Below are 21434 nucleotides of genomic sequence, written 5' to 3'. Positions count from 1 at the left end.
CAGCTACGGAAGGCCGCAAACCGTGCGAACGAAGGCGCTCTATCCCAGTCCGGACGCCAGCACCACGAGCCACAGCATCGACCACGGGGAGAACCGCATGCAGCGCATCGCCGACGACCGCGTCGTACTGACCATCGAAGAGGCCGCTCAGCGACTCGGCATCGGCCGAACCACCATGTACGCGCTCGTCAGGAGCGGAGAGATCCGGTCCGTCACGATCGGCCGTCTCCGCCGCGTTCCCGTCCGCTGTCTCACCGAGTACGTGAACAACCTGCTCGCCGACGACATCGCTGCCACGGCCGCCTGAGGGGTGCGACGCATGGGACGACGTAAGCCGAACGGCGCATCAAGCATCTACGAGGGCAAGGACGGCTACTGGCACGGCCGCGTGACGGTGGGCGTCAAGGACAATGGGCAACCCGACCGCCGACACGTCCAGGGCAAGACCGAGGCCGAGGTTACAAAAAAAGTCCGGAAGCTGGAGCGGGAGAGGGAGAACGGCACTGTCCGGAAGGCGGGGCAACGCTGGACGGTGGAGAAGTGGCTCTTGCACTGGCTCGACAACATCGCCGCGCCGGTGGTCCGCGTCAACACGATCGACGGCTACCGCGTCGCAGTGCGAAAGCACCTGATTCCGGGGCTCGGCGCGCACCGGCTCGATCAGTTGCAGCCGGAGCACCTGGAGAAGCTGTACGCACGGATGCTGGCGAACGGCAGTGCGCCGGCTACCGCTCACCAGTCGCACCGCACGATCCGAACCGCGCTGAACGAGGCGGTACGCCGAGGTCACCTCGGGCGGAATCCGGCCGCTCTAGCGAAGCCTCCGCGTCTGCCCGATACCGAGGTGGAGCCGTTCTCGATCGAGGATGTGCAGACCATTCTCAAGGTCGCGGCAGAGCGGAGGAACAGCGCTCGGTGGGCAGTCGCTCTCGCGCTCGGCCTCCGTCAGGGTGAAGCGCTCGGGCTGAAGTGGCCGGACGTCAATCTGAAGGCAGGCACCCTCACAGTTCGTCGCGCTCTGCTCCGGCCGAAATGGGGCCACGGATGCGACCCGAAGTGCGACGCACGGGTTCCGGGCCTGTGCCCCCACCGGGTGAATCTCCGCCCGGTCTCCGCAGACACCAAGTCGCGCGCCGGCCGCCGCACGATCGGCCTTCCTGATGCGCTGATCAAGGTTCTCCGAGAGCACCGGGAGGCCCAGGAGGCGGAGCGGGAGACGGCCGCGCAGCTCTGGCAGGACGAGGACTGGGTGTTCTCGACTCGGACCGGCCAGCGCATCCATCAGGCGACCGACTACGACGAGTGGAAGCGTCTCCTCAAGGACGCCGGAGTCCGCGATGCCCGGCTCCATGACGCCCGCCACACCGCCGCGACGGCGCTTCTGGTGCTGGGCGTCTCCGGCCGCGCGGTGATGGGCATCATGGGCTGGTCCAACGCCGCCATGCAGGTCCGCTACCAACACCTAACGGATCAGGTCCGGCGAGACATCGCTGATCGGCTCGGCGGACTGCTCTGGGGAGGCAACGAGCCTCAGACGAACGACGAAAATCGGGCTTAAACCTAGCCAGTTCGTGCGTGTCGGGTCGGTGGCATCGGCCCGACACACACCATAAGGATATTTTTTGGAACACCAATACATCCTGTCCACATGGGACTAGAATCGAGCTATGAATTCAGCCGACCAAAAGGTAAAAACCGGAAATTTGCCGGCAGAGTGGTTAAATGGCGTGTCATCCGCTCTTTCGGATAACCGCCCACCAGCAGCACTTGTCTTCCTCCCGGAACACATTGAAGAGCAACGCGCAATCTACCCTTCAGAGTTGACTTATGTAGTCAAAAACATGCGTTCCGAGGGCGTAGACGCCGCCTTCCTCGATGCACCGAAAGGCCGTGCCTTCCGGAGCAAGTTCAGCGCCGATGCCACACCGGTAGTCATCGGCATCCTGCTTAGCGTTCTCAGTAACGGCATATACGACTTGCTGAAGGTTTCTTTTGCCCTGCTCCGCGCAGAGGCCAAAAAACGCCCAGGATCAACGGCAACCCTTCGAACCCTCATCTACGAATCATCCGAAGGGGCGCCCGTCTTTTCGCAAGAATTCACCGGACCGGAGCAGGATGCTCTAGCATTGGCCGAGAAACAGATTGAAGCCTTCCTAAGAGAACAGCACGACATCCGCTCGGGAAACTAATTTTAAGCGAGAAGTTCAAGTGAACTGCTTGACTAGCGGAGAAGTCGCAGCCGCCTTACTCCTCAGCGATGTAAGTGTGGGCGGAACATTCCTCCACTACGGATGGATTCCTCCTGCCGCTGGCCCCGACCGCCTGGCAGCACTCGAAGCAGCTGGCCACGACGAACTACAGGCAGCCAAGAAGGTCTTCAACCTTGCCCTAGATCGGTCAGGCTGCCAGCAAAGACACCTCACGGAAAGCCCAAAGGCACCTTGGTGGATATACAAGGGGAAAAACAAACCACTTCCAGCATGCGCGGTACAACCGCGCTCGCAAGCCGGCGAGACCGAAGCGCGGCTTGCATTGTCTCACGCAGTAAATTCATTCAACATCCTCGAAGATCTACCCGACGCCAGTGATTCACATCGCCTTGTTCACGAAATTGGCGCCTTCATCTCCTGGCATTATGGCTGCAAGATAGAGCTGAAAGACGGATTATGGCGTTGGCGCTGCCCCGCAACGCTCTCCCATCTTCGCATTGGCCTATCTGCCGGTTTCACCGCAACAAGAGTGTGCTCCATATGCGATCAGGACATTTCGGTTTGCGACCATCTTCCCGATCAGCGATATCGGGTTGCCGTCGACGGTGGCTCCGACTGCGCCTGCGGCACCCCGTCCTGCAAACTTCATAAGCCTGGCGACTTTGCCGATTTGTATCCGGCTGCCCTTATCAAGGAAGCAGACTTACACGAAGTCTCTACAGTTGCTCGACCACGTGACCCCCTGGCGAGGATCTCCGAAATTTCCTTCGCGATGGACCGGATGTCGGCAATGCTCGGGAAAATGCCGATCCCCAGTTCGGTGTCCGCTCTAAGCTGCCATCACTGTCGGCAAGTCTGCACAGGGCTTTGGAGCGACGCCGACGTCCGCACGGTGTTCGCCGCGCAACTTCGCGGCGAGGACGACATCTCTGAGACTGCCGACGACGGGCTTGCATCGCAGCCGCGCGCAGCGCCCTACCCTCGGAACCGAGACTAGAACTGAGACGGCACCGAGGCTCACATGACAAACGCCGGGTCGGCCCGATGGGCCGACCCGGCGTTTTGCCTGCTCAGAAGAGCGGAGGATACGAGATTCGAACTCGTGAGGGTGTTAACCCAACACGCTTTCCAAGCGTGCGCCCTAGGCCTCTAGGCGAATCCTCCGCCGCAGACAATACCGTGCCGCCGGAGGGGCTCGCACGGGGGTTCCCGGTCGGGGGTGACCGGGGTCTCGGCCCCGATGCGACGGATCGTCGCCCGGCCGGGTAGAGTCGGGATCACTCCCCGTGCGGTGGATATCCCGTGAACCTCCCCAGGGCCGGAAGGCAGCAAGGATAAGCGGGCTCTGGCAGGTGCACGGGGAGCCTTGTGTCCCTGGGGCTCTCCCGGGTTGACCCGCTCCTGCACCGGTCGGAAATGTGTCGGACCCCGTGGTGGTCGTCCCGGGCGGGGCGGCGGAGAATGGCGCGGTCGAGAGGAGACGGCAGTGGCGTTGGCCCTCTACCGCAAGTACCGGCCGCGGACGTTCGCCGAGGTCATCGGGCAGGAGCACGTCACCGAGCCGCTCAGCCAGGCGCTGCGCAGCGGCCGGTTGAACCATGCGTACCTGTTCTCCGGGCCGCGCGGCTGCGGCAAGACGAGCTCGGCGCGCATTCTGGCCCGCTCGCTCAACTGTGAGCAGGGGCCGACGCCGGAGCCGTGCGGGCGGTGCATGTCCTGCATGTCGCTGGCGAACGACGGCGCCGGCTCGATCGACGTGATCGAGATCGACGCGGCCAGCCACGGTGGCGTCGACGACGCGCGTGAGCTGCGGGAGAAGGCGTTCTTCGCACCGGCCAACAGCCGCTACAAGATCTACGTGATCGACGAGGCGCACATGGTCTCGCCGGCCGGCTTCAACGCGCTCCTCAAGCTGGTCGAGGAGCCCCCGGAGTACGTGAAGTTCATCTTCGCGACCACCGAGCCGGAGAAGGTGCTGGGCACGATCAAGTCCCGCACCCACCACTACCCGTTCCGGCTGATCCCGCCGAGCGTGCTCCGGCCGTACCTGGAGCAGCTCTGCGACGCCGAGGGCGTCAAGGTCGAGCCGGCGGTGTTCCCGCTGGTCGTCCGCGCCGGTGGTGGCAGCGCGCGAGACACGCTCTCGGTGCTCGACCAGCTGATCGCGGGCGCCGGCGAGGAGGGCGTCACGTACGCGCGCGCGGTCGCGCTGCTCGGCGTGACCGACTCGGCGCTGATCGACGACATGATCGACTCGCTGGCGGCGTCCGACGGCGCCGCCGCGTACGCCGCGATCGACCGGGTCGCCGAGGCCGGCCACGACCCGCGCCGGTTCGCCACCGACCTGCTCGAACGCCTCCGCGACCTGATCGTCATGCAGCAGGTCCCGGACGCGGCCGCCAAGGGCCTGATCGACGGCCCGGCCGACGAGATCGAGCGGATGACCAGCCAGGCCGGCCGGTTCGGCGCCGCCACGCTCTCCCGCGCCGCCGACATCGTGCACAACGGCCTGGTCGAGATGCGCGGCACCACCGGCCCCCGGCTGCTGCTGGAGCTGGTCACGGCCCGCATGCTGCTGCCCGGCGCGGACGACTCCACGAGCGCTCTGCTGCAGCGCCTGGAGCGAATGGAACGGCATCTGGCCACAGGCGGAGGAGCTTTTCCAGCGGTACGTGGTCAGGCCGCCCCCGGCGTACCCGCCGCTCCCGGTGTTCCGGCTCTTGGTACTTCCGCTCCTGGCGCTTCGGCGACTGGCGCTTCGGCGCTCGGCGCTTCGGCGCCGGCCGGCGGTGGTCACGAGCCGGCGCTCGACCCGCGGGCGGCGGCACGGCAGGCGGCGGCACGTTCGTCCGGTGGCGGCCAGGCCGCTGCTCGCCAGGCGGCGGCTCAGTCCGGGGCCCCGGCTCAGGGTCGCCGGCCGGCATCCGCACCGGCCGTGGGCCAAGGAGGCGGCTCGCAGCCCGGTGCGGCTGATCAGCCCGGCCCTTCCCAGTCCGGGCCCGCACAGAGTGGGCCCGCGCAGAGTGGTCCCGGTGGTCCCACGCCGGTGAGTCCGGCGCAGGCCGGCCAGGCGCAGGCGGGCCCGGTGGGCGGTCCGGCGCAGAGTGGCCCGTCGCAGGACGGTTCCGCGCAGGCGGCTCCGGTCGTGTCGCAGCCGCAGGCCGCCCCGGAGGTGCCGACGGCCGAGGCCGACGCCGCGTCGTCCGACGGTGTCGACGTGACCGAGCTCCGCAGCCGCTGGTGGCCCGAGGTCCACGGTTACGTCAACGCGCGCAACAAGCGGGCCGGCGCCGTGCTGCGCGACGCCACCGTGCGCACCGTCGAGGGCGACACCCTGGTCCTCTCGTTCCGGCTGCCCAACCACATCGACATCTTCGCCGGTACGCCCGGAGGCATGGACCTCCTCCGCGAGGCCTTCTACGAGCTGCTCGGCGTCCGCTGGCAGATCCGCTGCGTCCCCGCCGGGCCGGCCGGCGAGCCCGACGCACCCACCGGTCGCGGCGGTCGCGCCCCCGCACAGCGCCAGTCGACCGGCCAGGCCCAGCCCGGCCACCCCACGCCCCCGTCCGCGCCCACGCGCTCGTTATCCGAGTCGGACGCGAGATCGGGGCCGTCACCGGGACCGTCCCCCGCGTCCACCACGGCGGCCGAGGACGCGGGCTGGCCCACCCCTGCCGCCATCCCCCACATCCCCTCCGGCGCGCAGTCCGGCGCGGAGGCGCTCAGCGCTGCGCCCGGCACCTCCCAGGGCGATGCCCCCACGCCCGGCCATGCCCGGCCCGGCGCGCCGACGCCGACCGGCCCTCAGGCCGTGGACGACGACTGGCCGGCCCCGGTCGTACCCGGTTCCGCGGCCGGCCCGTCCGGCGGGCCGGCCCGCGCACCGCGCGGCACCGCACCGGCCTCCGACGACGCCGGACCGACTTCCGGCGACCCCGGACCGGCGTCAACCGGCCGACCGGCCCTTACACGGCCCGGCACCGGACCGAACTCCGACGGCGCCGGACCGGCGTCCTCCGGCCTCGGCAACGCCGGCACGGCCGGGACCGGCCCTCCACCGGGTTCCGGTACGACGGCCGATGACGGCTGGCCGGCTCCGGCCCGAGCGGGCGGACCGCCCGCACACGTCGACGACAACGGCGCCCAGCCCGAAAGGCGGGACGAGCCGGTCACTCGCGGCCAATCGATGAACACCGGCACCGCGAACGATCAGACCACCGATAACAGCTGGCCGACTCCGGTGCAGCCGGGTGAAGCAGCCGGGGCAGACCACGCCGACGGCTGGCCGACGCCGGCGCAGCCAGGGAGCCCGCCGAGCGTGGCGGATGGCAACGGCTGGCCGGAACCGGTCCGGCCGGGCAACGCACCTGGCGTGCCGGATGGCAACGGGTGGCCGGAGCCCGTGCAGGCGGGCTCGGCGACAGCTGCCCAGGACAGTGGGTGGCCGGAGCCTGCGCGGGTGGGCTCGGTGGCCGCTACGGACGGCAGTGGGTGGCCGGAGCCGGTGCAGGCCGGCTCGGTGGCCGCTGGCGAGCGGGAACCTCAGACTCCGGCCGTACCGGCGGCGCAGGCCCCCCCGCGTGCGTCATCGGGCGGGCTCGCGGCGGCACGGGCGGCAGCGACGGGTGCTCGCGGAAAGCAGGTGCCGAACGGTGCCGGGCAGCGCGGCGGCGCGGCGGCCACGCCGGCTCAGGACGCGGCGCCGGCACCGGCCGCCGCACCGGCGGCTTTGGCGACTCCGGCGACTCCGGCGGTCGTCAGTGGCGGCAGCGCCTGGGACGACTTCCCCGCGGACGAGGAACCGCCCTACGACCCCGAGTACGACGGTCCGGCGCCACCGGACAACGGATCAGGTGGTCGCGGCGGCTTCACGCAGGCGCGCACGGCGCCCCGCCCCGCACCGGCTGCCGCCGGTCAGGCGTCCCCGGGCAGCGGGTTCACCCCGGCCGGCAGCGGACCAGGCCCGGCCGGCGGACCAGGCCCGGCCGGCAGCGGGACGGGACCCGCTGGCGGTGGGTCCGGACCCACCGGTGGGTCAGGCCCGGCTGGCGGCGAGACGGGGATCGCTGGTGGCGGGTCGTCGTTCGCGGCTTCGGCCGGGCCGGCATCCGGTGTGTCGGCATCCGGGACGGCCGGCTCCGGCTCGTCGTCCGCGGCGCCGGCGTCGGGTGCTCCGGCGGCCCCGATGACGCCCGCGTCGTCCGCTCCGGCGGCGGGGCGGACGGCCGGTCCGCACGCGTCGAATCCCGCGATCGCGAGTGCCAAGGCGGCCGCGAGCCGGGCCGCGGCCAACGCGGTGGCGGCGGCGCAGGGGCGCGCCTCCGCGGCCAAGCCGGCGGCGGCAGCGGAGGCTCCACGGCCCACGCAGGGGCGTGCGGCGGCAGCGGTGGCGGCGGCCAACGCGGCTGCGGCGGCCGCAGCGGCCGCTCAGGCCAATCAGCCGGCGGAGGCGACGACGAAGGAGTTCGAGGGCTTCGACCCCGGCGACGAGCCGCTGGACGAGGTCATCGACGAGCAGTCGGCCCGGCAGAGCAGCGAGGAGCAGGCTTTCCTGCTGCTCAAGGAAGCCTTCGGAGCCGAGAAGATCACCGACATGTAGCCACCCGGCCCACTACCGTGCGTGTGGGCCGGGTCGGTCACGATCATATCGACGCGGCGTTATGCCCGATATGCGGGCCGCTGCCCAGTCCGGGACGACGTGGATCAGGCACCGGATCCGGCCGATCGACTGGCGAGTGATACGTAAAGCACCTTTAGCGCGAGGTGGATTCATTCGGTGCTTCACGTATCACTAGTGGCCATCACCGCGCGTGACCGGCGGCTATAAGCCGAAATTTCCGGCGTGGGCGCCCGGCAATCACTGGCGGCAAACCACGCACGCAACCGGCAGGGGGTTTTCGGCGCCCAGCCCGGAACCGGCGCCCAGGCCGGGACCGGCTCCGACGCGGCGACCGGAGCGCAGGCGGAGGCCGCCGCGAGGTTTGCCCGCGGGAGGGAGCAAGCCCACGGTGCCCACGCCGGAAGCGGGAACCGAAGCACCACATCGGTAAGCGGCAAATCCGCGATCCGCAGTCGGCCGGAACCCGAGCGTCCGGGTCTCAGCTCCGGGAGACACAGCGCCCGCGGGAGTGACCCCAGAGCTCCCGGTGTCGGGTGTGCGGGGGGCTCGGGGTGGGACGGCTACGCTGGGCGGCGGTTCGGTGGTGCGGCGAAGCCGCGGGATGAAGAGGAGCCTGCCGTGGTGCGTCCTGGCGGACAGCCCAACATGCAGCAGTTGATGAAGCAGGCGGCGAAGTTGCAGCAGGCGGCGCAGGCCGCGCAGGAGGAGCTGGCGGAGGCCGAGGTCACCGGCACGGCCGGCGGCGGGCTGGTGACGGTCGTGATGGCCGGGACCGGCGAGGTGCGGTCCGTGAAGATCGACCCGAAGGTGATCGATCCGGACGACGCGGAGACGCTGGAGGACGCGGTGCTGGCGGCGCTGCACAACGCGGCCGAGGCGGTGCGCGCGCTGACCGAGGAGAAGATGGGCCCGGTCACGGGCGGGCTCGGCGGACTCGGCATGGGGTTCTGAGCCGGCGATGTACGAGGGTGCCATTCAGGATCTGATCGACGAGCTGGGACGCCTGCCCGGCGTGGGTCCGAAGAGCGCCCAGCGGATCGCGTTCCACATTCTGTCCTCGGACACGGCGGACGTGGCGCGGCTGGCGGCGGCGCTGCGGAAGGTCAAGGAGTCGGTGCGCTTCTGCACGGTCTGTTACAACGTGGCCGAGGAGGAGCAGTGCCGGATCTGCCGCGACCCGCGTCGCGGCAACGAGGTGCTGTGCGTGGTCGAGGAGCCGAAGGACGTGGTGGCGATCGAGCGGACCGGCGAGTTCCGCGGTCGCTACCACGTGCTCGGCGGCGCGATCAATCCGCTGGAGGGGATCGGGCCGGACAACCTGAAGATCCGCGAGCTGCTGATCCGGCTGGGGAACGGGGACGTCAAGGAGTTGATCCTGGCGACGGACCCGAACACCGAGGGCGAGGCGACCGCGACGTACCTCGCGCTGATGGTGAAGCCGATGGGGATCGCGGTGACGCGCCTGGCCAGTGGGTTGCCGGTGGGTGGCGACCTGGAGTACGCGGATGAGATCACTCTGGGCAGGGCGTTCGAGGGGCGTCGCGCGGTGTAAGCCCGAAAAGTCGCCGAAACCCGCCCGCAACAGACATGTTTTGCCTATGTTCAAAGTTGATTTGCCCAGTTTTTCCGTGCTTGATCCTATTCAGGTCACGCCATCATCACGGCGTGGCCTGAAGTTGGTTACATGGTCACTCTGAGCGTTGACCGGACGGGTCCCCTCGGTGGACTGTTCATCCCGGCGGCGGCACACCCGTCGCCGTGTCCGCGCTGCCTTCCCACGCCCCACCTGAGGCCGTCGGATGAAAGCGTGGGCACTCGAGGCACACGACAATCGACCGGTTGCCGTGGCCGCGGGTGATCCACCGTGCCGACGGGCGACCCACGTGTCGTCCGGTCGTCGCTGCGGCGGCGCCTGCGGTCCGGTGGCCGGAGGAGGACCGAGGCACGGATGGTCAGTGGACCGGGCGCGTCCCTCTCGGAGGAGTCGACGCACGACGTCGCCGATCCGGCTGAAGGTGCTGCCAGCACGAGCGGCAAGGCCATCGAGGGGCGTTCGCTGCGCCAGATCGCATGGCGGCGGTTCAAGCGTGACAAGGTCGCGATGGCGGGCGGTGGCTTCGTCATCTTCCTGGTGCTCGTCGCGTTCCTCGCTTCCCCGATCGTCAAGCTGATCGGCCACCCGATCGATGCCTTCAACAACAACCTGATCGACCCGACGCTGGGTCTGCCGATCGGCCCGTTCGGCGGCATCAGCGGCGAGCACTGGCTGGGCGTCGAGCCGACCTCCGGCCGCGACATCTTCAGCCGCGTCATCTACGGCGCGCAGACCTCCATCTTCGTGGCGTTCCTGGCCGCGGCGGTGTCCACCGTGATCGGCTCGATCCTGGGCCTGGCGGCCGGCTTCGTGGGCGGCTGGGTCGACGCGGTGATCAGCCGGGTGATGGACTTCCTGCTGGCGTTCCCGCAGCTGCTGTTCTCCATCGCGCTGGTCTCGGTGCTGCCGGACACGTTCTTCGGCCTGGACGGGCGCTGGTCGCGGATGTCCGTGCTGATCGGCGTGATCGGCTTCTTCGGCTGGCCGTACATCGGGCGAATCGTTCGTGGCCAGGTGTTGTCGCTGCGCGAGCGTGAGTTCGTCGAGGCGTCGCGGAGTCTGGGCGCTCGGACCGGGCGGATCCTGTTCCGGGAGCTGCTGCCGAACCTGGCCGCGCCGATCCTGGTCTACACCACGCTGATCATCCCGACGAACATCATCACCGAGGCGTCGCTCAGCTTCCTCGGCGTGGGCATCGAGGCGCCCAACCCCTCCTGGGGCGGCATGCTCTACGACGCCAAGAGCTACTACCAGTCGGACCCGACGTACATGATCATTCCCGGCGTGTGCATCTTCATCACCGTGCTGGCCTTCAACCTGTTCGGCGACGGACTCCGCGACGCCCTGGACCCCAAGGCTCACTGACCCGCGCAGCAATCGCACCACCGCACCACGCGCATCCGTCGCGACCCACGGTCGCACGTCAAGGAGGTAGGCAGCAGTGTCTAGTAAGAGGAAGGTGATGGTCGCCGCTACGGCGGTCGTCGCCCTGGGACTCACCGCTTGCGGTAACAGCGGCGCGTCGAACTCGTCGAACGGTGGTGCCAAGAACGCGCAGAACGCCGCGCTGACCGAGGTGCTGAACGTCTCCGACAAGAAGGGCGGCACCCTCGAGCTGTGGAGCTCGCAGGACGTCGACAGCCTCGACCCCGCCCGTGGCTACTACGCGTTCGTGTGGAACCTGAACCGGCTCTACACCCGCACGCTCGTGTCCTACGACGCGAAGCCGGGCGACGCCGGCATGAAGCTGGTGCCGGACCTGGCCACGGCCGAGGCCGTGCTCAGCAATGACGGCAAGACCTACACCTACACGCTTCGCGACAACGTGAAGTTCGACGACGGTACGCCGGTCACGTCGAAGGACGTCAAGTACGGCATCGAGCGCATCTTCGCGCAGGACGTCGTCTCCGGCGGCCCGGTCTACCTGATCGAGCAGCTCGACCAGGGCCAGAAGTACCCCGGCCCGTACAAGGACTCGGACCCGAACAAGCTGGGCCTGAAGTCGGTGGAGACGCCGGACGACAAGACCATCGTCTTCAACCTGAAGCAGCCGTACGCGGACTTCCCGTACCTGCTGGCGATGCCGGGCGCGGGCCCGGTGCCGGCCGCCCGGGACACCGGCGCGCAGTACGGCACGAAGCCGGCCTCGTCCGGCCCGTACAAGATCGAGTCCTACGCGCCGGGCAAGGCGATCAAGTGGACCCGTAACGAGCACTGGGACCAGGCCTCGGACCCGCTGCGCAAGGCGCTGCCGGACGCGATCAACATGACGATCACGACCAACGCCGACGACATGGACCAGCGCCTGATCGCCGGCACCGCCGACGCCGACGCCGCGCAGACCGGTGTGCAGGCCGCGGCCCGCACCAAGATCCTGCAGGACGAGACGCTGAGGGCGAACTCGGACACCCCGACCACCGGCTTCATCCGGTACGCCGCGATGTCCACCAGCGTGGCGCCGTTCGACAACGTCGACTGCCGCAAGGCCGTCATGCTCGCCTCGGACCCGACCTCGCTGCAGACCGCGCGCGGTGGCCCGATCGCGGGTGGCGACATCGGCCTCAACATGCTCCCGCCGAACATCCCGGGCTCGGAGGCGGAGTACGACCCGTACAACCGCAAGCAGGGTGCGCCGCAGGTGGACGCCGCCAAGCAGGCGCTCGCCGCGTGTGGCCAGCCGAACGGCTTCTCCACCAAGATCGCCGTCCGGAACAACAAGCCGGCCGAGGTCAAGACCGCCGAGGCGCTGCAGGCCGCGCTGAAGGCCGTCGGCATCGACGCCGCGATCGACCAGATCGACGGTGCGCAGGCCAGCTCGATCACCGGCTCGCCGACCGTGGTGAAGCAGAAGGGCTACGGCCTGATCATCTCCGGCTGGGCGGCGGACTACCCGTCGGGCGCCGGTTACCTGCAGCCGCTGGTCGACAGCCGCTACATCCTGCAGAACGGCAACTTCAACTTCGCCGAGATCAAGGACCCGTCGATCGACGCGCTGTTCGACCAGGCCAAGACGGTTCCGCCGGCCGAGGCCGCCGCGATCTACACGCAGATCAACCACAAGGTCATGGAGGGCGCGTACATCCTGCCCTTCGTCGTCGACAAGGCCCTCAACTACCGCAACCCGCGCCTGACCAACGTCTACATCCACCAGTTCTGGGGCATGTACGACTTCCAGGCGCTCGGCGTCACCAGCTGAGGTTCGTAGCTATCACCCTTTAGTACGTCCTGGCGGGTGCCCCTTCTCTGATCGGGGAGGGGCACCCGTTGAACCTGGAGGCCTCGGCTCGTGTTCGCTTACGTCGTTCGGCGACTGGTCAACGTCGTCTTCACGCTGCTGGTCATCACGCTGGTGACCTTCGGCGTCTTCTTCCTGGTGCCGAAGCTGACCGGCAGTGATCCCGCCCTGCTGTACGTCGGCAAGACGGCGGACCCGGTCGCGCTGGAGGGCATCCGGACGAAGCTGGGTCTCGACGACCCGATCCACGTGCAGTACGGCAAGTTCCTGCAGGGCCTGGTGATGGGCCGGGACTACGACAACGGCCCGGACGTCACGCACTGCAACGCCCCCTGCTTCGGCTACTCGTTCAAGACCGATCAGGAGGTGTGGCCGTACCTGATCGACCGCCTTCCGGTCACGCTCTCGCTGGCGCTGGGCGCCGCGATCCTCTGGGTGATCGGCGGCATCGGCGCGGGCGTCATCTCGGCGCTGCGCAAGGGCCGCCCCGCCGACCGGATCGTGATGACGACCGCGCTCGCCGGCGTCTCGCTCCCCATCTACTTCACCGGCCTGGTCTCCGCCGCGATCTTCAGTTACTGGCTGGGCTGGCTGCCGCCGCCCGGGTACGTCGACTTCGTGGTCAACCCGGCCGAGTGGGCGCTCAACCTGATCCTCCCGTGGATCACGCTGGCCTTCCTGTTCGCCGCGACCTACGCCCGTCTCACCCGGGCGAACATGCTGGAGACGCTGAGCGAGGACTACATCCGCACCGCGCGCGCCAAGGGCCTGCGCGAGCGCGACGTGGTCGGCAAGCACGCGCTGCGCTCCGGCCTCACGCCGCTGATCACCGTCTTCGGACTGGACCTCGGCAGCCTCCTCGGCGGCGCCATCCTGACCGAGACCACGTTCAACCTCCGCGGACTGGGCGAGGCCACGCTGACCTCGATCCGGCAGAACGACCTGCCGATCATCCTCGGCGTCACGCTGTTCGCCGCGTTCTTCATCGTCATCGCCAACCTGGTCGTCGACCTGCTCTACGCCGCTGTCGACCCGCGCGTCCGGCTGAGCTGAGGGGTAAGTCATGACCACATCTGTGCCCGTCACCGAGATCGGCCCGGCCGACATCTCACCGCCCAAGTCCTTCCTCGAGGTGCGCGACCTGCGCGTGCAGTTCGCGACGGACGACGGCATCGTCAAGTCCGTGGACGGCGTCTCGTTCGCGCTGGAGCGCGGCCGGACGCTCGGCATCGTCGGCGAGTCCGGTTCCGGCAAGAGCGTGACCAGCCTGGCGATCCTCGGCCTGCACCGCACGCGCAGCAACGCCACGGTCGGCGGCGAGATCTGGCTCGACGGCGAAGAGCTGATCAAGGCCGACGACGAGCGGGTACGCCGGCTGCGCGGCCGGAAGATGTCGATGATCTTCCAGGACCCGCTGTCCGCGATGCACCCGTACTACACGATCGGCCAGCAGATCGTGGAGGCGTACCGGATCCACCACGGCGGCAGCAAGAAGGCCGCCAAGCAGCGTGCGATCGACATGCTGGCCCGGGTCGGCATCCCGCAGCCCGCCCGCCGCGTCGACGACTACCCGCACCAGTTCTCCGGCGGCATGCGGCAGCGCGCGATGATCGCGATGTCGCTGGTCAACAACCCGGAGCTGCTGATCGCGGACGAGCCGACCACCGCGCTCGACGTGACCGTGCAGGCGCAGATCCTCGACCTGATCCGGGACCTGCAGGAGGAGTTCGGCTCCGCGGTCATCATGATCACGCACGACCTGGGCGTGGTGGCGGAGCTGGCCGACGACATCCTGGTCATGTACGGCGGGAAGGCGGTCGAGCGCGGACCGGCCGAGACCGTCTTCCGCAGCCCGGAGCACCCGTACACCTGGGGTCTGCTCGGCTCCATGCCCCGGCTGGACCGCGAGGTCAGGGACAGGCTCAACCCCATCAAGGGTACGCCGCCGTCGCTGATCAACCTGCCGTCCGGCTGCTCCTTCCACCCGCGCTGCCCGTACGCGGGCCGCAACGGCGACCGTTCGTTCACCGAGCGCCCCGAGTTGACCGGCTCGACGCACGCGGTCGCCTGCCACATGCCGGCCGAGCTGCGCCGCGAGATCTTCACCCAGGAAGTGAGCCCGAACCTGTGAGTACTCCCCTTCTTGAGGTCTCCGGCCTGCAGAAGCACTTTCCGATCACGGCCGGTCTGCTGCGCCGTCAGGTCGCGGCGGTCCGCGCGGTGGACGGCATCGACCTGACCGTGCACAAGGGCGAGACGCTCGGCCTGGTCGGCGAGTCCGGCTGCGGCAAGTCCACGGCCGGGCGCCTGATCACCAGGATCCTGGAGCCGACCGCCGGCAAGGTCACGTTCGACGGGCGGGACATCACACACATCAAGGGCGGTGGCCTCCGCGGCCTGCGCCAGGACATCCAGATGATCTTCCAGGACCCGTACTCGTCGCTGAACCCGCGGCACACGGTCGGCACGATCGTCGCGGCACCGCTGCAGATCCAGAAGATCCCGACGCCGCAGGGTGAGAAGAAGGCGGTCCAGGAGCTGCTGGAGATGGTCGGGCTCAACCCCGAGCACTACAACCGCTACCCGCACGAGTTCTCCGGCGGTCAGCGGCAGCGCATCGGCATCGCCCGCGCGCTGGCGCTCAAGCCGAAGATGATCGTCGCGGACGAGCCGGTCTCCGCGCTGGACGTCTCCATCCAGGCCCAGGTCGTCAACCTCCTCGACGACCTCCAGCGCGAGCTGGACCTGACCTACCTGTTCATCGCGCACGACCTGTCCGTGGTGCGGCACATCTCCGACCGGGTCGCGGTCATGTACCTCGGCAAGGTGGTCGAGGTGGCGCCGCGCGACGCGTTGTACGCGCACCCGCGGCACCCGTACACGGTCGCGCTGATGTCGGCCGTGCCGGTGCCGGACCCGTCCCGGCGGGACAAGGCCCAGCGCGAGCGCGTGCTGCTCACCGGCGACGTGCCGAGCCCGATCGACCCGCCGTCCGGCTGCCGGTTCCGTACCCGCTGCTGGAAGGCCCAGGACGTGTGCGCGACCGAGGAGCCGCCGCTGGCCGTGCTCGCCGACGGCCACCAGGTCGCCTGCCACTTCCCGGTCAGCGACGAGGAGCAGCACGCCTCCGGCAGCGGCCGGTCCGCAGCCGCGGCCGCTGCCGCCGCGGTGGCCACCGTCGAGACCGTCGGAACCGTCGACAAGGAGTGAGAAAACCGCCCCCTCGCGTGTGACCTGGCTCATTCTGGGCAGGGACTAGATCACGACCACGAGGGGGCGGGTGTGACGGAAGACCTGAACGCGCGGGTACGGGCGGCGGTCGACGCCACCCATGCCGCCGGCACGACCATGTTCTGCTGGCGGATGCCCGCCGGCCGCGGCGACCTCGGTTCGTGCGAGGGCGCCGCCGACTTCGCCCGCGGGCGGCTGGCGATGCGATCACGATTCCAGATCCCGTCACTGGCCGAACCGGCGCTGGACTCCGCGCTCGACGATCCGAGCCGGATCGGCGCCGAATGGACCGTGGAGAACCGGTCGATCGTCATGGACGGCGCGTTCTACGCCCTGCAGGAGCCGGCCGGCACCGAGCCGACCGGCTCCTGGGAAGCGGCCCGGATGGGCGTCGAGGGCCTGGCCGCCACGCCGATCGGCATGATCAGCTGGCTGCGCGGGGTGACATCGGCCTCGCCCGGCTCCTCGCCCGACGTGCTGGCGGTCCGGCTCGACCTGCGCAAGGCACTGGAGCTGGCCCCGGATGAGGACCGGCCCGCGCTGAAGGCCGCACTCGACGCCGGCCGGGTCGGCCTGACCGCCACCGAGGTCACCGGCGAGGTCGAGCTGGACCCGGAGGGACGGGTGCGGCGGATGTGGGCGATGGTGCCGCCGGGCGCGTCGCCGTACCTCGCGGTCGAGGCCGGTCAGGACAGCATCGAGCTGCTGCTGAACGACCTCGGCGCACCGGTCACGATCCCGTCGCCGGACCACACCTCGCGGATCGCGATCGCCGATTTCACGGCCGTCTTCGAGGGCCAGCCACAGTGCGGCCCAGCCCTCGCCGACATGTGGGCGTCGTCCGGGTCGGCCGCCGCCGGTTCCTAGCCCTCGGGCCGGTTGAGGAGGCCGACCGCGATCGCGTGCACCGCGTCGAGGTCGGCCGGGTCCTTGAGCGCGGCCTTGCCACCGGTCACCGCATACCACTCCTCGGCGTCCTTGTACTGCACCCGCAGCACCGCGTGGCCGTCGACGAGTTCGCTGCGCAACGTCAGCTCCCCCGTCACGACCCCGACCTCATCGGTCATCACGCCGCCCGGCCCCGCCACGATGTCCGCGTCAGCCACGCCCTTCGCCCCCTCAGCAGGTCGCCAGCATGTCGCCGAGCGCCTCCTTCTCCGCGCTCGTGATCGACAGCTTCCAGTGGTGCTTCACCGTGATCCAGTCCTGCGCGTACTGACACCAGTAGTCACGCACGGACGGCTTCCAGGTCGACGGATCCTGGTCACCCTTTGCCCGGTTCTGCGACGCCGAAACCGCGATCAGCTGCGGCCGCTCCTCATCGTTGGCGAAGTCACCACGCTGTTCGTTCGACCACTTGCTCGCGCCCGACCGCCACGCGTTCGCCAGCGGCACCATGTGGTCGATGTCCACCTTGCCCGGGTCGTCGTACGTCTGCCCGTCATAGACGCTGTACCACCGGCCGTCGGTCACGTTGCAGCCGCTCAGCTTGATGTCCTCGCCGTCGCGCTGCAGAATCGTGTCCCGCATGTCGCAGTTCTCGCCGGTGTCCCGCCAGTGCGGAAACTTCTCCCGGCTGTAGCCACTCATCGACCCGGCCTTCGCCACCGCCAGCTCCTCGAGCCGGGCAGCCGCGTCCGCGGCCCCCGTCCCCGGATCGGCCGTGGCCCCGGTCCCGGGTCCCTCGCCCCCGCCCTCCACCTGGCAGCCCGCCATCGCCATCGTCGCCGCAGCGGCAGCCGCAGCCATCACAACCTTGAACGTCCGTGTCACCCCTACAGCTTGCGACACAGGTACGACAGTCCGCGACTCGAGATCCATTCACGATACTCACCGGAAGCACCTCATTACGATGGGCATCAATAGGAGTGAGTGGCGGAAGGCGTCCGGGACGGGGAGAACCATGCGGGGTACGGATGTGCCGGGAGAAAGCCCAGCTGTTCACCGCCGGCGCCTGCGAGTCGCCCTCCGGGATCTCCGCGAGGAGCGCGGGCTGTCGGCACGTGAGGTGGCCGCAGCGCTCGGCTGGCAGCCCCTGTCGAAGCTCCTGCGGATCGAACGCGGAATGGTCGACATCTCCGTCATGGACCTCTGCGTGCTGCTTCATCACTACGACGTCACCGACGCCTCCTGGGTCGATGAACTCATCGCTCTCGCCGGCCATGCCCGTCGGGACCTGTACGACCAGTTTCGGGGCGTACTTCCCTCCGACTACCTCTACTACCTTCAGTACGAGAGCGCCGCGTCGGTCTTTCGGTCCTTCGAGCCTTCGTTAGTCCCCGGATTCCTGCAGACCAGGGAGTATGCAGAGAACGTTTTCAAGGCTCGCACGCCCATCGACTCCGATACAGGACTCGAGCAGAAGGTCGAGCTTCGGATGGAGCGGCAGAAACTATTGAGCCGCCCGGACGGATTCCGAGCAGTATTCATAATCGATGAAGCCGTTCTGCATCACCGCATCGGGGGACGAGACGGAATGCTGCGTCAGCTCGGACATCTCCGCACGATGAGCACTCGACCCAACGTGGACCTGCGGGTGATCCCCTTCGGTTACGGCGCGCATCTGGGGCTGTGGGGCAGCTTCGTCGTCCTGGAGTTCCCCTCCCCCAACAACAATGAGCTCGTCTTCGTGGAACACCAGGCAGGGGTGGAGACAATCGATGGCCGAGCCGCTCTCGCCGCGTCCTACGTCGAGCGCTTCTGGGCGCTGGAGGACTGCTGCGCCCCTCCGGAGGAGGGCGGTGACATCATCGATCGAGCTATCAATCAACTAGCCGAAGGAGCTTGATCAAATCCGGTCCGTCCATCGCTGAGCGATGCGATGAAGGCGGCCCAAGCGGGACGCGAGAACTGTAGGCGCGCACCGGAACGACTCTTCGAGTCCCGAACCGTGACATCACCCGACAGCGGACCCAGAAACTCGACGCAGTTGAGGGTGGAGCTGTACGAGCTCTTCCGCCATCCGACCCGACCGCGTCCGTTATCCATGTGATCGCCCCTGACGATTGCGAAATCAGCCGGGCAACTATACCGCCGCGTCGACGGACGATTCTCGGAAAAGTCCATCTTTCGTGTGTCAGCGGGACGAGGAAGGGCCGGGATTGAACTCCTTGGCCAGCAGTTCGGCGACCTGGACGGTGTTGAGGGCGGCGCCCTTGCGGAGGTTGTCGCCGGTGACGAAGAGGTCGAGGGCGCGTGGGTCGTCCATGGAGCGGCGGATGCGGCCGACCCAGGCGGGGTCGGTGCCGACGGCGTCGATGGGCATGGGGAACTCGCCGGAGGCGGGGTCGTCGACGAGGATGACGCTGGGGGCGTTGCGGAGGACCTGGCGGGCGCCCTCGGCGTCCAGCTCCGAGGCGAAGACCGCGTGGACGGCGATGGAGTGACCGGTGACGACCGGGACGCGGACGCAGGTGGCGGAGACCTTCAGGTCGGGCAGGCCAAGGATCTTGCGGGTCTCGCCGCGGACCTTCAGCTCCTCGGACGACCAGCCCAGGTCCAGCAGCGATCCGGCCCACGGCACCACGTTGAGCGCCATCGGCGCGGGGAACGGGCCGAGGTCGTCGCCGACGGACTGGCGGACGTTGCCGGAGCGGGTGCCGAGCGCGCGGTCGCCGGCGACCTTGGAGATCTGGTCGTGGAGGATGTCGACGCCGGCCTGGCCGGCGCCGGAGACGGCCTGGTAGGTGGCCAGCACCAGCTCGCGCAGACCGTACTCCCGGTGCAGCGGTGCGAGCATGACCACCAGGGTGAGCGTGGTGCAGTTCGCGTTCGCGATGATGTTGCGCGGGCGGTTGCGGGCCTGCTCGGGGTTGATCTCCGGGACGACCAGCGGCACGTCGCGGTCCATCCGGAACGCGCCGGAGTTGTCGACGACGACGGCGCCGCGGGCGGCCGCGACCGGTGCCCACTCGACGGCCACGTCGGAGGGGACGTCGAACATGGCGACGTCGACGCCGTCGAAGATCTCGGGGGTGAGCGCCTGGACCTCCAGCTCCTCGCCGCGGACGGAGACGAGCCGGCCGCGCGAGCGGGCGGAGGCGATCAGGCGGATCTCGCCCCACACGTCCTTGCGGGACGACAGCAGCTCGCACATGACGGTGCCGACGGCGCCGGTGGCACCGACGACGGCGAGGGTGGGCCGCCCCATGACGTCCTTACCTTCCTGTGCCGGCGTAGACGACGGCCTCCTCGTTGCCACCGAGGTCGAACGCGTCGTGGATGGAGCGCACGGCGGCGTCCAGGTCGGTGTCGCGGCAGACGACCGAGACCCGGATCTCCGAAGTGGAGATCATCTCGATGTTCACGCCGGCCTCGCCGAGTGAGGAGAAGAACTTCGCGGCGATGCCCGGGTGTGAGCGCATGCCGGCGCCGATCAGCGAGACCTTGCCGACGTGGTCGTCGTAGAGCAGGCCCTTGAACATGACCTGCTCCTGCACCTTGTTGAGCGCGGCCATCGCGGTCGGGCCGTCGGCCTTGGGGAGCGTGAACGAGATGTCGGTGCGGCCGGTCCCCTCGGTGGAGACGTTCTGCACGATCATGTCGATGTTGATCTCGGCCTCGGCCACGGTCTCGAAGATCTTCGCGGCGGCGCCGGGCTCGTCCGGCACGGCGACGATCGTGATCTTCGCTTCGCTGCGGTCGTGGGCGACACCGGTGATCAGTGCGTGCTCCACAGAAGGGTCCTCCATCGATCCGGTGACCATGGTGCCGGTGTTGTTCGAATACGACGAGCGCACGTGGATGGGGAGGTTCGCCCGGCGCGCGTACTCGACGCTACGCAGGTGGAGCACCTTCGCGCCACAGGCGGCGAGCTCCAGCATCTCCTCGTACGTGATGGTCTTGATGTGCCGCGCGTCGGAGACGATCCGCGGGTCGGCGGTGAACACGCCGTCCACGTCCGTGTAGATCTCGCAGACGTCCGCGCCGAGCGCGGCCGCGAGCGCGACCGCGGTGGTGTCCGACCCGCCGCGGCCCAGCGTGGTGACGTCCTTGGTGTCCTGCGAGACGCCCTGGAAGCCGGCCACGATCGCGATCGCGCCCTCGTCCAGCGCGGACTGCAGGCGGCCGGGGGTGACGTCTATGATCCGCGCCCGCCCGTGCACGGACGTGGTCATCACGCCGGCCTGCGAGCCGGTGTAGGAGCGGGCCTCGAAGCCGAGGTTGTGGATCGCCATCGCCAGCAGCGCCATCGAGATGCGCTCGCCTGCGGTGAGCAGCATGTCCAGCTCACGGCCGGGCGGCAGCGGGCTGACCTGGTGTGCCAGGTCGAGCAGTTCGTCCGTCGTGTCGCCCATCGCGGACACGACCGCGACCACGTCGTTGCCGGCTTTCCGCGCGGCCACGATGCGCTCGGCGACCCGTTTGATCCGCTCCGCGTTCGCGACCGAGGAACCGCCGTACTTCTGCACCACGAGCGCCACGGGTGTCGCACCCTCCAGACGAGACCGACAAAACGAGACCGACGAGAACACGCGCCGACGCCGGGTGAACGACCCGCGGCGGCGAGTAAGCCTCACCAGGGTACCGACGAGTTCTCGCACC

Annotated in this window: 17 protein-coding genes, 1 tRNA gene, 1 other RNA gene and 2 pseudogenes; 15 read left to right on the top strand and 6 right to left on the bottom strand. The window is 68.9% G+C overall.

The annotated features are described in order from the left end of the window. Positions 1–97: 97 nt before the first annotated feature. The 4 genes from J2S43_RS36185 (at position 98) to J2S43_RS36170 (ending at position 3207) form a co-directional block, all read left to right on the top strand. Positions 98–307, top strand: coding sequence for a helix-turn-helix domain-containing protein (locus J2S43_RS36185; protein ID WP_306836872.1), 210 nt, complete (start codon positions 98–100; stop codon positions 305–307). Between the two features lie 12 nt (positions 308–319). Further along, complete coding sequence (locus J2S43_RS36180) at positions 320–1558, top strand: tyrosine-type recombinase/integrase (RefSeq protein ID WP_306836870.1); 1239 nt, start codon at positions 320–322, stop codon at positions 1556–1558. 109 nt (positions 1559–1667) lie between these two features. Continuing rightward, positions 1668–2189: a hypothetical protein gene (locus J2S43_RS36175; protein ID WP_306836868.1), complete on the top strand. Its 522-nt coding sequence runs from the start codon at positions 1668–1670 to the stop codon at positions 2187–2189. A 76-nt stretch (positions 2190–2265) separates the two neighbouring features. Next, the gene (locus J2S43_RS36170; protein ID WP_306836866.1) at positions 2266–3207 is read left to right on the top strand and encodes a hypothetical protein; all 942 of its coding nucleotides are present in this window, start codon (positions 2266–2268) and stop codon (positions 3205–3207) included. An 82-nt stretch (positions 3208–3289) separates the two neighbouring features. Here the strand turns inward: J2S43_RS36170 and J2S43_RS36165 are convergent. Further along, positions 3290–3374 (bottom strand) — tRNA-Ser (locus J2S43_RS36165). A gap of 114 nt (positions 3375–3488) precedes the next feature. Between J2S43_RS36165 and ffs the strand changes: the two genes are divergently transcribed. From ffs to J2S43_RS36115, 10 genes and pseudogenes are all read left to right on the top strand, one after another. Next, positions 3489–3579: signal recognition particle sRNA small type (ffs, locus tag J2S43_RS36160), an RNA gene on the top strand. Between the two features lie 117 nt (positions 3580–3696). After that, positions 3697–5685, top strand: a pseudogene (locus J2S43_RS42465) (DNA polymerase III subunit gamma and tau); the annotation flags it as partial. A gap of 2790 nt (positions 5686–8475) precedes the next feature. Next, entirely contained in the window at positions 8476–8781 is a 306-nt protein-coding gene (locus J2S43_RS36150) for a YbaB/EbfC family nucleoid-associated protein (protein WP_306836864.1), read from the top strand. Positions 8782–8788: 7 nt separating this feature from the next. Continuing rightward, positions 8789–9382, top strand: a complete 594-nt coding sequence (gene recR, locus J2S43_RS36145; protein ID WP_306836863.1) for a recombination mediator RecR — start codon at positions 8789–8791, stop codon at positions 9380–9382. Positions 9383–9778: 396 nt separating this feature from the next. Continuing rightward, positions 9779–10789: an ABC transporter permease gene (locus J2S43_RS36140; RefSeq protein WP_306836861.1), complete on the top strand. Its 1011-nt coding sequence runs from the start codon at positions 9779–9781 to the stop codon at positions 10787–10789. A gap of 76 nt (positions 10790–10865) precedes the next feature. Beyond that, entirely contained in the window at positions 10866–12620 is a 1755-nt protein-coding gene (locus J2S43_RS36135) for an ABC transporter substrate-binding protein (RefSeq protein WP_306836859.1), read from the top strand. Positions 12621–12710: 90 nt separating this feature from the next. Next, on the top strand, positions 12711–13712 hold the full coding sequence (locus tag J2S43_RS36130; protein ID WP_306836856.1) for an ABC transporter permease: 1002 nt from the start codon (positions 12711–12713) through the stop codon (positions 13710–13712). A gap of 10 nt (positions 13713–13722) precedes the next feature. Further along, positions 13723–14790: an ABC transporter ATP-binding protein gene (locus tag J2S43_RS36125; RefSeq protein WP_306836854.1), complete on the top strand. Its 1068-nt coding sequence runs from the start codon at positions 13723–13725 to the stop codon at positions 14788–14790. After that, positions 14787–15869, top strand: a complete 1083-nt coding sequence (locus J2S43_RS36120; protein ID WP_306836852.1) for an ABC transporter ATP-binding protein — start codon at positions 14787–14789, stop codon at positions 15867–15869. The genes J2S43_RS36125 and J2S43_RS36120 overlap by 4 nt, the downstream gene beginning before the upstream one ends. A 72-nt stretch (positions 15870–15941) precedes the next feature. Then, entirely contained in the window at positions 15942–16757 is an 816-nt protein-coding gene (locus tag J2S43_RS36115; protein WP_306836850.1) for a hypothetical protein, read from the top strand. On the opposite strand, the pseudogene J2S43_RS36110 reads toward J2S43_RS36115, so the two are convergent. Together J2S43_RS36110 and J2S43_RS36105 are read right to left on the bottom strand one after the other, a co-directional pair. Beyond that, positions 16754–17014 (bottom strand): annotated as a pseudogene (locus tag J2S43_RS36110) (hypothetical protein); the annotation flags it as partial. The gene J2S43_RS36115 and the pseudogene J2S43_RS36110 overlap by 4 nt on opposite strands. After that, positions 17010–17639: an HNH endonuclease family protein gene (locus J2S43_RS36105; protein ID WP_306836848.1), complete on the bottom strand. Its 630-nt coding sequence runs from the start codon at positions 17637–17639 to the stop codon at positions 17010–17012. The pseudogene J2S43_RS36110 and the gene J2S43_RS36105, both read right to left, overlap by 5 nt. 103 nt (positions 17640–17742) lie before the next feature. Between J2S43_RS36105 and J2S43_RS36100 the strand changes: the two genes are divergently transcribed. Beyond that, positions 17743–18678, top strand: a complete 936-nt coding sequence (locus tag J2S43_RS36100; protein ID WP_306836846.1) for a helix-turn-helix domain-containing protein — start codon at positions 17743–17745, stop codon at positions 18676–18678. Here J2S43_RS36100 and J2S43_RS36095 read toward each other — a convergent pair. The 3 genes from J2S43_RS36095 to J2S43_RS36085 form a co-directional block, all read right to left on the bottom strand. Next, a complete protein-coding gene (locus J2S43_RS36095; protein WP_306836845.1) occupies positions 18657–18878 on the bottom strand; it encodes a DUF397 domain-containing protein in 222 nt (73 codons plus the stop codon). The two genes, J2S43_RS36100 and J2S43_RS36095, sit on opposite strands and share 22 nt — an antisense overlap. Before the next feature lie 88 nt (positions 18879–18966). Then, positions 18967–20040, bottom strand: coding sequence for an aspartate-semialdehyde dehydrogenase (locus tag J2S43_RS36090; RefSeq protein ID WP_306836843.1), 1074 nt, complete (start codon positions 20038–20040; stop codon positions 18967–18969). 7 nt (positions 20041–20047) lie between these two features. Further along, complete coding sequence (locus tag J2S43_RS36085; RefSeq protein ID WP_306836841.1) at positions 20048–21313, bottom strand: aspartate kinase; 1266 nt, start codon at positions 21311–21313, stop codon at positions 20048–20050. Between the last annotated feature and the right edge of the window lie 121 nt (positions 21314–21434).

Origin of the sequence: Catenuloplanes nepalensis (assembly GCF_030811575.1) — a bacterium.
Lineage (GTDB): Bacteria > Actinomycetota > Actinomycetes > Mycobacteriales > Micromonosporaceae > Catenuloplanes > Catenuloplanes nepalensis.
Note: the sequence above shows the minus strand (reverse complement) of the source record. Positions and strands in the feature narration are given on the sequence as shown.

Coding starts and splice junctions, on each gene's coding strand:
- J2S43_RS36100 (WP_306836846.1), top strand. CDS start 17,743: ATGGGCATCAATAGGAGTGAGTGGCGGAAGGCGTCCGGGACGGGGAGA.
- J2S43_RS36095 (WP_306836845.1), bottom strand. CDS start 18,878: ATGGATAACGGACGCGGTCGGGTCGGATGGCGGAAGAGCTCGTACAGC.
- J2S43_RS36185 (WP_306836872.1), top strand. CDS start 98: ATGCAGCGCATCGCCGACGACCGCGTCGTACTGACCATCGAAGAGGCC.
- recR (WP_306836863.1), top strand. CDS start 8,789: ATGTACGAGGGTGCCATTCAGGATCTGATCGACGAGCTGGGACGCCTG.
- J2S43_RS36175 (WP_306836868.1), top strand. CDS start 1,668: ATGAATTCAGCCGACCAAAAGGTAAAAACCGGAAATTTGCCGGCAGAG.
- J2S43_RS36140 (WP_306836861.1), top strand. CDS start 9,779: ATGGTCAGTGGACCGGGCGCGTCCCTCTCGGAGGAGTCGACGCACGAC.
- J2S43_RS36105 (WP_306836848.1), bottom strand. CDS start 17,639: ATGGCTGCGGCTGCCGCTGCGGCGACGATGGCGATGGCGGGCTGCCAG.
- J2S43_RS36150 (WP_306836864.1), top strand. CDS start 8,476: ATGCAGCAGTTGATGAAGCAGGCGGCGAAGTTGCAGCAGGCGGCGCAG.
- J2S43_RS36090 (WP_306836843.1), bottom strand. CDS start 20,040: ATGGGGCGGCCCACCCTCGCCGTCGTCGGTGCCACCGGCGCCGTCGGC.
- J2S43_RS36180 (WP_306836870.1), top strand. CDS start 320: ATGGGACGACGTAAGCCGAACGGCGCATCAAGCATCTACGAGGGCAAG.
- J2S43_RS36125 (WP_306836854.1), top strand. CDS start 13,723: ATGACCACATCTGTGCCCGTCACCGAGATCGGCCCGGCCGACATCTCA.